Raw genomic sequence first — 13,957 nt, 5'->3', positions numbered from 1 at the left:
GGCCAAATATAAGGTTTTTGGAGGAAAACATGGAAGCGATCAGACAACTGGAAAAAGAACATATGCGGTTGGACCTGCCGGATTTTTCGTCCGGCGACTCGGTCAAGGTGCATGTGAAGATCAAAGAAGGTGAAAAAGAGCGCATTCAGGTGTTCGAGGGCGTGGTGTTGAAACGGCACAACGGCTCCAAATCCACCGCCGCTACCTTTACCGTTCGAAAAACATCCTTCGGCATTGGCGTGGAGCGGATTTTTCCCCTGCACTCCCCCTCCATCGACAGGATCGAGGTGGTGAAAAGGGGCCTGGTGCGCCAGTCCCGGATTTACTATTTCCGCAAGCTGACCGGCAAGGCGGCCAAGATACGGGAAAAGCGGGACAGGTAGGTTCCAGTGTTGGACCGCCGGATCGGGTGTTACTGTTTTCCGGGTACGGACCGATTCATGAGAACATACGAAGACAGTGCCAGGAGTGACGGGTTTTCCATCATCGCCGGTCTTGACGAGGCCGGCCGCGGGCCCCTGGCCGGCCCGGTGGTGGCTGCTGCTGTCGTGTTCCCGGACGATTATACCAACGACCGGATCACCGATTCCAAGAAACTTTCCGCAAAAAAACGGGCGTCCCTGTATGACGACATCTACAGGGACGCCCTTACTGTTGGCATCGGCATTGTCGATGCCGTTGAAATCGACCGCATCAACATTCTTCAGGCCTCCCTGCTGGCCATGGCCATGGCCGTTGAAAATCTTTTTCCCCAGCCGGACTTTCTGCTGATCGACGGTACCTTTACCATTCCCCGGCCGGTTGGGCAGCGCCCCATTGTCAAAGGAGACAGCGCCAGCATCTCCATTGCCGCGGCCTCCATCGTGGCCAAGGTCTCCCGGGACAACATGATGGAGCGTTACCATCTTGATTATCCCGAGTTCGGTTTTTCTCAGCACAAGGGCTATCCCACCAAAGCCCACCGGAACGCTATTTTTCAATATGGTCCCACGCTTATTCACCGGGCCAGCTTCACTGTCAGACCATAAAGCTCTTTTTCTCCAAATCGAAATCGATGCAGCCGAAGGGCTTCAGCCTTCCATAAAATTGATCGTGCTCCCGAACACCGGCCGGCTGAATGGCGGTCTAAAGACCACTGCTGCCTCACACCAGGCGTTTGAAATCAAGCTTCCTGTTGATAAGTCTTGTATTTTCATGATATGCGTGGGCCGGTAAGCCCTCTTTAACTTGTCGGTATTCAGGGAAAAATGCAAAACGACTTTCTGTCTGAAAGCGCGCCACTGGCCTATCGTGAGTCGCAAACACTGTGCAACGGGTGCGGCTGGTACCACGGCGCGTGGCAATACCTTCGCATGCTCGGCATTGTGTCGCCGCCCTACCTGCAGAATGAATTTTACCGCAACGCCATAGCGCCGCTGGCGGTATCCGGTGATTTCCGGCGGGTGTGTATTTCCGGGGCCACGGACTACGCCATGGCCGACACCATTCTCGACCTGTGGCCCCTGCCGGAAGGCGCCCCGGCCATTACCGTGGTGGACCACTGCCCGACCCCGCTTTTTTTAAACCGCTGGTACGCGGACAGGGTGGGTGTAAAAATAGACACGGCGTGCCGGAGCATGCTGGACTACCGTAACGACGATTACTTTGATCTGATCTGCACCCACTCATTTTTCGGTTTTTTTGCCCCGGTGCAACGGGGCGGCCTTATTTGGAACTGGAGCCGCCTGCTGCGACCCGGCGGCCGGGTGGTAACATCGAACCGGATACGCCCCACGGCCGGGGATCGGGTCGGGTTTTCCGGGCAGCAGGCCGATGATTTTGTTGCCAGGGTGGTGAGCGCGGGACAGGAGTTGGAAGGGATTGATCTCTCCCGGGAGGAATTGAAAGTACTGGCACAGGCCTATGCGGACAATTATTTTTCTTATCCTGTTACCTCGGCTGAAGATCTTCGGGATATGTTCGGCGCCAGCGGGTTTGCTCTGGAACGGTTTGAGATCACCGGCAGGGAAAGCCCGGTGTCCGGACCGCCGTCCACGCAGGGAAAGTCGATGCGTGTAGATATTGTGGCAGTAAAACCTTAACCCAACAGGGGAGGAAAAGATGAAACTGCGAGTTTTTATTGCCGGGATTTGTCTGGTTTTGCTTTCAACCATTGTCGTGGCGTCAGAAGGCGATTTTTACCGGGGTAAAACCATGGACCTGGTGGTGGGATACGGTCCGGGCGGCGGATTTGACACCCTGGCCCGGCTGATCGCGCCGGAGATCGAAAAGCGGACCGGCGCCACCGTGGTGGTGAGAAACCTGCCCGGCGGCGGCGGGGCCGTGGCCCTCAACCAGGTGGCCAACGGTAAGCCCGACGGGCTGACCCTGATGCTGGTCAACGGCCAGGCGGCCGCGCTGGCCCAATTAATGTCGCAGGAAGCGGTGCGGTACGACCTGACCACCACACCCACCATCGGCCTGGTCTGTCCCGAACCGTCAGTGGTGCTGGTCGGGAAAGATTCGCCGTACAAAAGCATCGACGGCATGCTGCATGCAAAGCAGCCGGTCAAGTGGGCCGCCGGCAGTAAAATCGACAACATGGCCGACGTGGAGGCCTGTTTTTCTGAAGCGCTGGGGCTCAACTCCAGAATCATCATCGGCTACAAGGGCAGCAATGAAGCGGCCCTTTCCACCATGCGGGGAGAAACCGATGCCATTGCCATCAGCGCAACGTCAGGGAAAAAGTTTTCTCAGGACGGCCGGCTGGTGCCCCTGGCGATCCTGGCCAGGCAGCGCAGCAGTGTACTGCCCGACGTGCCCACTATTTTTGAAGTGGTGGAACTCGACGATGCCCATGCCTGGTGGATTGACTTTCGGGCGGGCATTTCCGATATCGGGCGGTACCTGGTCACTACGCCGGGTACGCCGCCGCAAAGGGTGGACTACCTGGTGTCTGTTGTAAAAGAGATCCTGACAGACCCGGCGTTTATCGAGTTTGTAAAATCCAAGAAGGCACTGATTGAATACGCCGAGGTGTCGCAGACCGACCGCTTGATCGAAAAGACGTTAAAGTCATTGGATAAAGACCGGATGGAGCGGGTCCGGCATGTGCTGCTTGAGAAATACTACTAATGACGGCTTCGTAAAAAGCCCACTTTCTGCGTTGCGCTGCCCCCCTCGTCACTGCGGCGTACAACAAGTACGCCTCATTCCTCGGGATTTGCGGCGCCTTGAACTTGAACTTTTTACTTTGCCGTCTTGTTCCTGACTTTTTACGATGGCATCACTGATGATTGAGCAGGTTGTTGCAGCGACTCACCTGATAGCCACGCCGGCCACCCTTTCGGTCATGCTGCTGGGCATTGTCCTGGGGGTGTTTTTTGGGATCATGCCCGGCATCGGGGGGCTGACCGCCCTGGCGCTCCTGCTGCCGTTTATCTATGACATGAACCCTGCCACCGGTCTCTGTTTTCTGGTGGCTACCCATGCCGCCGTGGATGCGGGCGGCGTGGTCACCTCCATCATGCTGGGTATTCCCGGTTCTCCTGCCAACGCGGCGGTGATTGAAGACGGGTTCGCCTTACGGCGGGAGGGCAGGGGGCTGTATGCCGTGGGCGCGGCCCTGACCGCCTCGGTGGCCGGCGGCCTTTTCAGCGCCGCCCTGCTGGTGGTGCTGCTGCCTGTACTCCAGACGGTTGTACTTTCTTTCGGCTCACCGGAAATCTTTCTGATCGTTCTGACCGGCCTCACCTATGTGGCGGTGCTGGGCCGGGGCTCCACCCTCAAGGCCTTTGTTGCGGTGGCCCTGGGCGTGTTTCTCTCTTCAATCGGTTATCAGCGCATCACCGGAGAACCGCGGCTGTGGTTCGGTGTCGAATACCTTCTGGACGGCGTGCGCCTGATTCCCCTAGTGCTGGGCCTGTTTGCCGTTCCGGAAATTCTCAACCTGTTTGCGTCAAAAAAAAGAATCGACGATACGGATAATCGCCGCGAGTCTATTTTTCAAATGTGGGCGGGCGCGCGGGAGGTGTTCAAGCGGCCCCTGCTGCTGGTCAAGTCCTCGGTGATCGGCATGGTGGTCGGCATTATTCCCGGCGTAGGAGGCGAAACCGCGCCGTTTCTGGCCTATGCCTCGGCAAAAAAGTCATCGAACGAAAGAATCGTGGGTGTCATCGCGCCGGAGAGCAGCAACAACGCCAAGGAGGGGGGCGCGCTGGTGCCGACCCTGGCCCTGGGGATTCCGGGAAGCGCGGGCATGGCCATACTGATGAGCGGTTTTTTGATACTGGGGATCAATCCCGGCCCCAAGTTCATCAACCAGCACATGGACATCGCCCTGGGACTGGTCTTTACCCTGGCGATCACCAACGTGGTGTCGGCCCTGGTGGTGATACCGCTGGCCGCCTATGTGGCAAAGATCATCAGGATTCAGGCTGTGATACTGGCGCCGGCCCTGTCGGCCCTGGTGATCTTCGGCACGTATGCGTCAAGCCATAATCCGTATGATGTGGCGGCGCTGTTTGCCTGCGGTCTGCTGGGCATCGGCATGCAGCGGTTTTCCTTCAGCCGGCCGATCCTGATTTTAAGTTTCATCCTGGCCCCGATCATTGAAACCTATCTGCACATATCCATACAGGCTTACGGCCTGGGCATGTTTGCGCGCCCCATCTTCCTGGTGCTGCTGGTGGTGCTGGTGTTAAGCGGTATCGGGCTGAAGAAAAAATAGTCCGCCTGTTTCATACTTCGGAGAAAAACAGGTCGAACTTGAAGTTGGCCGGCTTTTCAATGACGTCCACATATTCAAACGTCACCCGGAACGGGTATTCGGCCCGCTCTCGTATAATGGCGGTGATCCCCTGCTCATCGGTTGCGGTCAGCGGCGCTTTGACGACCAGCCGGACCACCAGCAGGTCGATCTCTTTTTGAATGATCTGAATCTGGTTGATCTTTTCGGCGCAGGGCCACTGGCGCATGCCGAACGACGGCCACCGGCGGGTGCCGTCGGGCATTTTCATCATGTTCCGCTGGCGGCCCATGATTCGTTTTAATACCGGCAGGCCCCGGCCGCAGGGGCAGGGCGCTCCCACCTGGGCGTAATCCAGAATCTCGTAGCGGATCATGGGCGTGGCGAAATTGTGAAGGTCGGTGATCACGACCCGGCCGATGTCACCGGGTTTGCAGGGGTTGCCCGCGTCGTCCAGCACCTCCAGCAGCACCCCCTCGGACATCACGTGATAATGCCCGTGGTCCGGGCACTGCAGGGCCATGTACCCGATCTCCATGGAGCTGTACATGTCCTTGACCTCCACGTTCCAGGCTCGCCGGCAGAGATCCCGCAGCTCGTCGGAGACGGTTTCCCCAAAGGTCCGGACCTGCCCCAGGTCCGGCAGGAGAATGCCTGCCTCGAGACATTTTTTCGCCATTTCCCGGATGTTGGAGGGGTAGCTCAGCAGGTAATAGATCCGGTGTTTTTGCAGCCACCGGATCTGGGTGTCAATGCTCTCTTTTATATTCAAGCGGGCCGCCGGTCCCGTGGGAAAGACCCGGCTGACCGCTGGACCCCAGCGGGCATCGTCCCGGTTTTCCACCCCTACACGGATTTCGGCATAGGGTCTTGAAAAATCCCGCTTATGCCACAAATGGTCCCGCAGGGAAAAAGCCATCCAGAAAAACTGGGAGGCGCTGGTGGAATAAATCTGAATGGGCTGACCGGTGGAGCCGGAGGACCTGGCAACCCCGATCCGGCCGTGGCCCTGAGGAACAGCGGTGCTGGTCATCTCTTTGATTCGGGATTGGATGTCCCCCCGCTGCAGCAGGGGAATTTTTAAAAACATTTCCGGTGTTATTTCAGTGTGGCCGTCAATACCCGCGGCTGTCAGCCGGTCGTGGTAGAACCGCGTGGACGAAACAGCATGACGCACCAGCCGGTTGACCTGGCGGAACTGGTTCGTTTCCAGGGCTTCGGCAGACCACCATTGGGTCCGGCCCAGCTGGTACATGATGGAAAGCCGGGCCGATGCTTCGGGCGACGGCAACGCCGGCCAGGATATGCCGGTGATAGTTGACTGGGGGATGGCGTCCATGCGTGTCGGTTTTTACCCCTTTTTGAGTACGGTTCTGTCATGTGCTGCATTTTTGCCACCATACCACAACACATACATTTTTTGCATGGCCAATCGATATATGATATGGATGATCATGCTCAATCAACGCCAGCAGTATGGTCGCCAGGGGGAGCAGGCGGCCGAGCGGTTTTTAAAAAAAGAGGGCTACACCATTGTGTGCCGCAACTATCGTACCCCCGTGGGAGAGATCGACATTATCGCAAAGGACAAGACCACACTTGCGTTTGTCGAGGTCAAGGCCCGGCGGACGGAGAGCTACGGCAGCCCCCGGCTGAGTATCACAAAGGACAAGCAGCGTAAAATCACCCGGGCGGCCCTGTGGTACCTCAAGGACACCGGGCAGGCCGGGGCCAGGGCCCGGTTTGACGTGGTGATTGTGCAGGGGCGGGACAATTCGGTGGAACTTATCAGGAACGCGTTTGACGCAAACTTGGCGGCTTCGTAAAAAGCCCAATTTCTGCGTTGCGCTGCATTCACTCGTCACTGCGGCGTACGCTAAGTACGCCTCATTCCTCGGAACTTGCGCGCCTTGAACTTGAACTTTTTACGAAGCCGCCTGGATTTTGGCTTTTTACAATGGCATCGATTTTGACGTAGTTCTATTTAATTTGATAGAAAAAACAGGTATACCTGACAAATGCAGGAAAAGGAGGCAACCATGGCAAGCACGGTCTTTTTTGTCGATCTGTCGGCAAGCTTCAAGGAGAATCTCGTTCAGAAACTGGGCAGGCTGGTGGAAGCCGCGGGCCTGAGCAAGGTGGTGGCCAAACGGGATCTGGCCGCGGTCAAGCTCCATTTCGGCGAGCTGGGGAACACGGCCTACATTCGCCCGGTGTTTCTGCGAAAGATTGTTGACCTGGTCAAGGGCCAGGGCGCCGTTCCGTTTCTGACCGACGCCAACACCCTGTATGCCGGCGCGCGCAGCGACGCCGTTCACCATCTGGAAACGGCCGTCCACAACGGGTTTGCCTATTCCGTGGTGGGGGCGCCCCTGATCATTGCCGACGGGCTGAGGGGGAAAACAGAGGTGGCCATAAAGGTCGACGGCAAGCGGTTTGACGAAGTCTATATCGGCGCCGAGATCGTCCGGGCTGATGCGTTTATATCCGTGGCCCATTTCAAGGGGCACGAGCTGTCCGGGTTCGGCGGCGCCATCAAGAACACCGGCATGGGGTGCGCCTCCCGCAAGGGCAAGCTGGCCCAGCACTCCACCCTATCTCCCAAGGTCAAGACCAAAACCTGCATCGGCTGCGGCGACTGCGTGGCCCATTGCGCCCATGGGGCCATCCGGCTGGTGAAGGAAGGGGAGAAAAAAGCCCTTATCAATGAGGAAAAATGCGTGGGCTGCGGCGAGTGCATCGTGGTCTGTCCCACCGGCTCGGTGCAGATCCAGTGGAACCAGGCCGGCCCGGCCTTTCTGGAAAAGATGGTGGAATACACCGTGGGTGTGCTCAAGGGCAAGGAGAAAAAGTCCCTGTTTATCAATTTTATTACCGATGTCTCCCCGGCCTGTGACTGCTTTCCTTATAATGATGCGCCCATGGTGAGGGACATCGGCATTCTGGCCTCCACCGACCCGGTGGCCATTGACCAGGCCTGCGCCGACATGGTCAATGCCGAACACGCCCTGCCCGGCTCATGTCTGAAGAGCAACCGGGAAGCAGGGGAAGACAAGTTTCGCAGTGTCTATCCCCACGTGGAATGGGAAATTCAACTGGACTACGCGGAAAAGCTGGGCCTGGGAACCCGGAAATACAAGATTGAAAAGCTGTAATAAACGACAGTGGCCCGCGAAAAGCGCGGGATGTTCATCAGGTGCAGCCCGGCAACAGGCAGCATGAGCACTCACATTAACTTTTGTTGAAGGAGACAGCGTCATGGAACCCTATGTTGACAAAATTATGGAGCTGGCGCGGGTGTTTGGCGTTAAATTGATTGTTGCCCTGCTGATTCTGGTGATAGGGCGCTGGGCAGCGCAAATCGTTGAAAAGGTGGTTTCAAAACTCATGGGCCGCCGCGGCGTGGACCCCACCATCACCTCGTTTGTGTCCCACCTGGCCTATTTTCTGCTGCTGGCCTTTGTTGTCGTGGCCGCCCTGGGGCAGCTGGGTATTCAGACCGCATCCTTTGTGGCCATCATCGGTGCCGCCGGCCTGGCCGTGGGTTTGGCCCTTCAGGGGTCTTTGGCCAATTTTGCCGCCGGTTTTCTGATGATCATCTTTCGGCCATTCAAGGTGGGTGATTATATTGAAGGCGGCGGCACCGCAGGTACCGTGGAAAAGATTCAGCTTTTTACCACCCAGCTGGCAACCCCGGACAACAAGACCATTATCGTGCCCAACGCGAAAATGACCGACGACAAAATCGTCAACTGGTCCATGAAGGGCACCCGCCGGGTGGACATGGTGTTCGGTATCGGATACGGCGATGATATCGACAAGGCAAGAAAGGTCATCTCCGAGGTATTGGCCAGCGACAGCCGCATTCTCAAGGAGCCGCCGCCCCAGATATCCATTGCCAGCCTGGGAGATAGCAGCGTGGATTTCACGGTGCGGCCCTGGGTCAATGCCGGGGATTACTGGGGGGTCTATTTTGACATAACCGAAAAAGTGAAAAAGGCCTTTGACCAGAACGGGATTTCCATTCCCTTTCCCCAGCGGGATGTGCATATGTATCAGCATACAGCATGATGTGACGAAAAGCCGGGGCGATACGGTTTTGCGCCGGCAATATAAACCAATTCGCAACACAAGGAGCAGCAGGATGTCAAGAAAAGCAGGCAGAACGGTAATGGCAATGGCATGCGTATTTATTCTGGGTGCCGGCCTGGTCTGGGCCGGCCCCAACATGAAGCCCGGCAAGTGGGAGATCACCACCACAACCGAAATTCCGGGCATGGGGCCGCAGGCCTTTACCCATGCCCAGTGCATCACCGAAGAGGACGCGGTGCCCATGGACAAGGAGCAGTCCAAGGATTGCGAAGTCAGGGAGATGAAGGTGAGCGGCAACACCGTGTCGTGGAAAATCGTCTGCAAGGGAGAGGGCGGCACAACCGAAGGGTCCGGCAAAATCACCTACAGCGGCGACACCATGAACGGCACCATGGAGACCTATGTGCCGGAAAACAACATGCGGATCAAAAGCACCATGAAAGGTAAGCGCCTGGGTGCCTGTGACGGCACCGCCACCACGGCTCCCAAAAGGAGCAAGAGCGGCAAGGGCAATGTTATAGAGGAAACCGCCACCAGCGACAAAACCCAGGCCGGCATCGATGAGGCGGGAAAAGCGGTGGGCAATTTTTTTAAAAAATTTAAGTAGTGAGACCCCGGCTTTTATGTTTCAATCCACGATAAACCGAAGGAACCGTGGAAAATGAAATTTCTGGTCATCGGCGGAGACGCGGCCGGCATGAGTGCCGCCAGCCGCGCCAAACGCAACGACAAGAACATGGAAGTCACGGTTCTTGAACGGAGCCATGACGTTTCCTACAGCGCCTGCGGCATGCCCTACAATATCGCGATGCCGGACAGGGCCATTGAAGACCTGGTGGTGCGCCAGGCCCTCGTGTTCCGGGAGAAACAGGGCATTGACCTGCTCACCGGTCACGAAGCCACAGCCATTGATCCGGCGGCAAAAAAGGTTTTCGGCACCACGGACCAGGGCGCTTCCTTTGAAATGGCTTATGACAGGCTGCTGATCGCCACCGGCGGGTCGGCCATGGTGCCGGACCTGCCGGGGTTTGACCTGCCCGGCGTCATGGTGCTCAAGAGCCTGGACGATGGCCGCCGGCTCAAGGCGTACATGGAGGAGCGCGGGGTGCGGCGGGTGGTGATCGTGGGCATGGGCTACATCGGCCTTGAGATGTGCGATGCCCTGGTGGAACGGTCGGTGGCCGTTGAGATGATCAAGCCGGGCAAGGGCTTTCTGTCCTGGCTGGGCGAGCCGTTGTCCGACGTGGTCCAGCAGGAGGTGGAATCAAAAGGGGTGAAGCTTCACATCGGCTGTGAAGTGCACCGAATTGAAAAACAGAAAAACGGTCTTGCCGTGATCTGCGACCTGGGCCAACTGGAGGCGGACATGGTCCTGGTGGCCATTGGCCTTTCGCCCAACAGCGATATGGCCGGGGCCGCGGGCCTGGAGCTGAGCGTGAAAAATTCCATTGCCGTGGACCGCACCCTGAAAACCTCCCATGACGATATTTACGCCGCCGGCGACTGCGCAGACGCCTATCATGTGGTCACCGGCGAAAAAACGTTTATTCCCCTGGCCCTGCGGGCCAACCGGGCCGGGTGGGCCGTGGCGGACAATATTCTCGGCGCCCGCGTGGAACTCGACGGCGTGGCCGGAACCGCCGTGTTCAAGGTGTTTGACCTGGAGGTGGCCCGCACCGGCCTGTTTCCAAGGGAGGCACAGCGGGCCGGGTTTGACCCGGTGGAGGTAGTGATTGAAAGCCGGTCCCGGGCCCACGCCCATCCCGGCGCCAGGCCGATTCACGTGCGCATGATCGGGGACCGGAAAACCGGCCGCCTGCTGGGGGCCCAGATGGTGGGAAAAGAGGGCGTGGCCCACCGGATCAACGCTGCTGCCGTGGCCCTTCACAACCACATGACCGTGGCCGCCTTTGCCCAGACCGACCTTGCCTATGCCCCGCCCTTTGGCCCGGTGTGGGACCCCCTGCTGACCGCAGCCACCCAGCTGCTCAAAAAAATCGGGTAGTACTTTTCTTTAACATCCTTTGCCCGGGTCGCTTCGCGACTTCCCTTGTTTTGCACTGAATCGCGGCGGGCAATGAACTCGTTCGCGGGTGGCCCCGGCAACTCGTTGCCGGGGTGCGAAGCACAAGAGGGAATGCGGTGATTCATTCGAATTGCCTGGGATAATCTGAGAGCCCTCTTGCCCTTCGGGCACGGGCAACCCCCGGTTTGCCCGTGTTACTCCAGTGCACTTTCCGCTCTGGTTAAACAGCCAGTTATCGACTACAATCGAAATCGGAATTCGATACCGATACCGATAGCGATCCCGATTTCGATTTTGAAAGGAAGGGAAAATCAATGATTACAAAACAACGGTATATATCTGTCTTTGCCATCTGCCTGCTGCTGGTGTTTGCGGGCTGTGCCGGGCTGGCGCCGCAAAATACCGTCACCCAGATATCCACCATTGACGCGCTTTTGACCGGGGCATACGACGGCAGCATGACCTGCGGGGAGCTGTTGAAGCACGGCAACCTGGGCATCGGCACCTTTGATCGTCTGGACGGGGAGATGGTGATGGCCGACGGCGTGGTTTACCAGGTTCGGGCCGACGGCAAAGTCTATGCGGCGGACAAGACCCTGACCACACCCTTTGCCGCGGTGTGCCGTTTTTCACCGGACCGCGCCGTGGCATTTGCGCCCGGCGCGACCTATGAGCAGGTGCAGGCGGCCCTGGACAAGGCCGCGCCCAATACCAACCTGTTTTGCGCTATTGATATTACCGGCACTTTTTCGCGCATGCATACCCGCAGTGTGCCGGCACAGACCAAACCCTATCCGCCCCTGGCCCAGGTCACCAGCCATCAGCCCGAGTTTGTCATGGAAAACGTGTCGGGCCGGATCGTGGGGTTTCGCAGCCCGGCCTATGTGAAGGGCATCGGGGTGCCGGGATATCACCTGCATTTCATCAGTGAAGACCGCACCCAGGGCGGCCATATTCTGGCTTTCGAGATGGCCAACGGCGCCGGGGCCGTGGACGTGTGCGACCGGTTTTTGCTGCTGCTTCCCGGCAAAGATGCCATGTTCGGCGCGGCCGACCTTTCCGTGGATCGGGCAAAAGAGCTGGAGGCCGTTGAAAAGTAGGCCTGCCGGGAAACGCTATTTTTTCTCCGGCTCCAGGTAGCACACCGACGCGGAAACCTCGGCTTTGTCCCTGCTTTCCAGCCGGGTCCAGCCGGTGTCGGAAAGAAATTTTTCCACGGCGGACAGCTCCGGCTCAAACACGAACACCATAATTTCGTCCCCCATCTTGAACCGGGTGGTGTCTCCCACCGGAAAGAGGGTCTCCTCCCGCAGGGACGCCGCGATCATCATGCCTTTGCCGGTGTAATCGCCGGAGATGTGGGTTTCAGCGGCCGCTTCGCCGGATGTATCCAGTCGCCACCGCTGAAGAAAGACATGGTGGGCCTTGAAACGGCGGGTCCAGGTGTCGATGTCGGCGGTGGCGCCAAAGGCCAGGGCCACATCGGCCTGGTGCAGCATTTTCGGCGTAAAGGAGGAGTCGGTCTTCAGTGCCGCGTAAAGCGTGATGCCACGGGCCTCCTGCTTGACTTTTTCCGTGAACAGGACGTTGACTTCGTCGTTGGCGGTCAGGGCCAGGGCGCCCCGGCGGGTGTCGATCTCCGCCCGCAACAGGTTGCGGGTCTGTAGCCCGTTGCCGTAGATCACCCGGGTGCAGTCCGCCTCCGCCGCATTGCAGTGGTCGGTGTTGGCATCGATGCAGACCACCTCCTGACCGTTCTCCTTGAAGAGTTTGGCCACGTTGCGGGCCACGTCATTGGCGCCCAGAATCACCCATCCCATTTGGCTGGGCCGCCGCAGCCCCAGCATGCCGGCCATCAGTCCGCCGGTGAGGCCCGCGAAAACAACGGTCACGGCAATGACCAGGAAAACCAGTGCCCGCAGTTCATAACCGCCGGAAAGTCCCCTGTCGGCAAAGGCGGCGGCAAAAAAGGAGGCCACGGCCGCGGCCACGATGCCCCGGGGGCCGATCCAGGCCACAAACAGCCGTTCTTTCCACGCCAGTTCGGAAAAGGCGGTGCCGGTAAATACCGCCGCCGGACGCACCAGAAACATCAGGGCCAGCACCACGCCCAGGCCGGGCCATCCCAGTTGGGTCACCTGGGCCAGGCGAACGTCGGCGGCCAGCAGCACGAACAGCATCCCGATGAGCAGAACGGTCAGCTCCTCCTTGAACTCCACCAGGCGTTTGATGCCCTGCATTCTGGTGTTGCCCACGATAATGCCCGCAACGGTCACAGCGGCAATGCCGCTTTCCGGAACAATTGTGTTGCTGAGCTGGAACAGGGCCAGCACGATGGAGAGGGTAAAGACGTTTTCGCTGCCTTCAGGCACCAGGGTGCGCACCCGGTAGAGCAGGACCAGCAGGCCGGCCGCCACTCCTCCGGAAATGGCGCCGAATCCCAGCCGGGACACCACGTGCCATATCCAGACCATGGGGCTGCCGTGGGACGGGCTTAACGCCGCCTCCAGGGCCACAATGGCTACCACCGCTCCCAGGGCGTCGATCAGCACACCCTCGGCCTCCAGCACGGTGGCCACGGAGCGCTTGACCTTGAGCCGCTTGAGAAGGGGATTGATCACCGTGGGACCAGTCACCATGACCAGGGTGCCGAACAGGATCGCGTTTTTCCACGGCCAGTCCAGGATAAAGCGGGCCGCCACCGCGCCGCCGATCACCGTGACCAGGCCGCCGAAAAGCACCAGCTGACGAATGGAGCGCTTTGCCCGCCGCAGCCGGTTGAATTTCAGGTTCATGCCGCCCTCAAAGAGAATGACAGCCACGGCAAACCCGGTGAGGATGGTCAAAGCAGGACCCAGGGCCTGAGGGTGAATGAGTTCCGCGCCGTCCGGGCCCAGGGCCACGCCGGCGGCCAGCAGCAGAACGATGCCCGGCATTCGAAGCTGGTGGGCCAGGGCCTGGGCGATCATGCCAAGGGCCAGGGCCAGGGCAAGGGTGAGGGCCGGGTTGTAGAAAAGGCCGGTTTCCATGAGGTGTCTTTCTCTGTCTGGTTGCGTGTAACCCTGAACAGGGTCATCATATTATCAAAGCCTCTGTTCCTGTCAACGGCCGGG

13 protein-coding genes are annotated in these 13,957 nt (G+C 58.7%); 11 read left to right on the top strand and 2 right to left on the bottom strand.

What is annotated here, in order from left to right; genetic code table 11:
- Positions 1–29 precede the first annotated feature (29 nt).
- From rplS to DOLE_RS11820, 5 genes are all read left to right on the top strand, one after another.
- Positions 30–383, top strand: coding sequence for a 50S ribosomal protein L19 (rplS, locus tag DOLE_RS11840; protein ID WP_012175720.1), 354 nt, complete (start codon positions 30–32; stop codon positions 381–383).
- 57 nt (positions 384–440) lie between these two features.
- On the top strand, positions 441–1,028 hold the full coding sequence (locus DOLE_RS11835; RefSeq protein ID WP_012175719.1) for a ribonuclease HII: 588 nt from the start codon (positions 441–443) through the stop codon (positions 1,026–1,028).
- Positions 1,029–1,247: 219 nt separating this feature from the next.
- Positions 1,248–2,081: a class I SAM-dependent methyltransferase gene (locus DOLE_RS11830; protein ID WP_012175718.1), complete on the top strand. Its 834-nt coding sequence runs from the start codon at positions 1,248–1,250 to the stop codon at positions 2,079–2,081.
- Between the two features lie 19 nt (positions 2,082–2,100).
- Positions 2,101–3,114 carry a Bug family tripartite tricarboxylate transporter substrate binding protein gene (locus DOLE_RS11825; RefSeq protein ID WP_012175717.1) on the top strand — a complete coding sequence of 338 codons (1,014 nt, stop codon included), beginning with the start codon at positions 2,101–2,103 and terminating at the stop codon, positions 3,112–3,114.
- A 157-nt stretch (positions 3,115–3,271) separates the two neighbouring features.
- Complete coding sequence (locus tag DOLE_RS11820; RefSeq protein ID WP_167320876.1) at positions 3,272–4,708, top strand: tripartite tricarboxylate transporter permease; 1,437 nt, start codon at positions 3,272–3,274, stop codon at positions 4,706–4,708.
- A 10-nt stretch (positions 4,709–4,718) separates the two neighbouring features.
- On the opposite strand, the gene DOLE_RS11815 is transcribed toward DOLE_RS11820, so the two are convergent.
- Positions 4,719–6,065, bottom strand: coding sequence for a phenylacetate--CoA ligase family protein (locus DOLE_RS11815; RefSeq protein WP_012175715.1), 1,347 nt, complete (start codon positions 6,063–6,065; stop codon positions 4,719–4,721).
- Between the two features lie 115 nt (positions 6,066–6,180).
- Here DOLE_RS11815 and DOLE_RS11810 point away from each other — a divergent pair, with 115 nt between their 5' ends.
- The 6 genes from DOLE_RS11810 to budA all read left to right on the top strand — a co-directional run bounded on the left by DOLE_RS11810 (position 6,181) and on the right by budA (position 11,944).
- Positions 6,181–6,552: a YraN family protein gene (locus DOLE_RS11810; RefSeq protein WP_012175714.1), complete on the top strand. Its 372-nt coding sequence runs from the start codon at positions 6,181–6,183 to the stop codon at positions 6,550–6,552.
- A 213-nt stretch (positions 6,553–6,765) separates the two neighbouring features.
- Entirely contained in the window at positions 6,766–7,881 is a 1,116-nt protein-coding gene (locus DOLE_RS11805) for a DUF362 domain-containing protein (RefSeq protein ID WP_041281122.1), read from the top strand.
- A gap of 103 nt (positions 7,882–7,984) precedes the next feature.
- Positions 7,985–8,797 carry a mechanosensitive ion channel family protein gene (locus tag DOLE_RS11800; protein ID WP_012175712.1) on the top strand — a complete coding sequence of 271 codons (813 nt, stop codon included), beginning with the start codon at positions 7,985–7,987 and terminating at the stop codon, positions 8,795–8,797.
- Positions 8,798–8,870: 73 nt separating this feature from the next.
- A complete protein-coding gene (locus DOLE_RS11795; RefSeq protein ID WP_012175711.1) occupies positions 8,871–9,425 on the top strand; it encodes a DUF3617 domain-containing protein in 555 nt (184 codons plus the stop codon).
- Positions 9,426–9,479: 54 nt separating this feature from the next.
- Positions 9,480–10,823, top strand: coding sequence for an FAD-dependent oxidoreductase (locus DOLE_RS11790; protein WP_012175710.1), 1,344 nt, complete (start codon positions 9,480–9,482; stop codon positions 10,821–10,823).
- 335 nt (positions 10,824–11,158) lie between these two features.
- Positions 11,159–11,944 (top strand): acetolactate decarboxylase, encoded by a 786-nt coding sequence (gene budA / locus DOLE_RS11785; RefSeq protein ID WP_012175709.1) that lies wholly within the window; start codon positions 11,159–11,161, stop codon positions 11,942–11,944.
- A gap of 15 nt (positions 11,945–11,959) precedes the next feature.
- Here budA and DOLE_RS11780 read toward each other — a convergent pair whose 3' ends face one another.
- Entirely contained in the window at positions 11,960–13,873 is a 1,914-nt protein-coding gene (locus DOLE_RS11780; RefSeq protein WP_012175708.1) for a cation:proton antiporter domain-containing protein, read from the bottom strand.
- Positions 13,874–13,957 lie beyond the last annotated feature (84 nt).

It is taken from the genome of Desulfosudis oleivorans Hxd3, from assembly GCF_000018405.1.
Classification (GTDB): domain Bacteria; phylum Desulfobacterota; class Desulfobacteria; order Desulfobacterales; family Desulfosudaceae; genus Desulfosudis; species Desulfosudis oleivorans.
Note: the sequence above shows the minus strand (reverse complement) of the source record. Positions and strands in the feature narration are given on the sequence as shown.

Bases quoted from the DNA above. Each gene is read 5' to 3' on its own strand.
- rplS (WP_012175720.1), top strand. From the start codon at position 30: ATGGAAGCGATCAGACAACTGGAAAAAGAACATATGCGGTTGGACCTG.
- DOLE_RS11835 (WP_012175719.1), top strand. From the start codon at position 441: ATGAGAACATACGAAGACAGTGCCAGGAGTGACGGGTTTTCCATCATC.
- DOLE_RS11830 (WP_012175718.1), top strand. From the start codon at position 1,248: ATGCAAAACGACTTTCTGTCTGAAAGCGCGCCACTGGCCTATCGTGAG.
- DOLE_RS11825 (WP_012175717.1), top strand. From the start codon at position 2,101: ATGAAACTGCGAGTTTTTATTGCCGGGATTTGTCTGGTTTTGCTTTCA.
- DOLE_RS11820 (WP_167320876.1), top strand. From the start codon at position 3,272: ATGATTGAGCAGGTTGTTGCAGCGACTCACCTGATAGCCACGCCGGCC.
- DOLE_RS11815 (WP_012175715.1), bottom strand. From the start codon at position 6,065: ATGGACGCCATCCCCCAGTCAACTATCACCGGCATATCCTGGCCGGCG.
- DOLE_RS11810 (WP_012175714.1), top strand. From the start codon at position 6,181: ATGCTCAATCAACGCCAGCAGTATGGTCGCCAGGGGGAGCAGGCGGCC.
- DOLE_RS11805 (WP_041281122.1), top strand. From the start codon at position 6,766: ATGGCAAGCACGGTCTTTTTTGTCGATCTGTCGGCAAGCTTCAAGGAG.
- DOLE_RS11800 (WP_012175712.1), top strand. From the start codon at position 7,985: ATGGAACCCTATGTTGACAAAATTATGGAGCTGGCGCGGGTGTTTGGC.
- DOLE_RS11795 (WP_012175711.1), top strand. From the start codon at position 8,871: ATGTCAAGAAAAGCAGGCAGAACGGTAATGGCAATGGCATGCGTATTT.
- DOLE_RS11790 (WP_012175710.1), top strand. From the start codon at position 9,480: ATGAAATTTCTGGTCATCGGCGGAGACGCGGCCGGCATGAGTGCCGCC.
- budA (WP_012175709.1), top strand. From the start codon at position 11,159: ATGATTACAAAACAACGGTATATATCTGTCTTTGCCATCTGCCTGCTG.
- DOLE_RS11780 (WP_012175708.1), bottom strand. From the start codon at position 13,873: ATGGAAACCGGCCTTTTCTACAACCCGGCCCTCACCCTTGCCCTGGCC.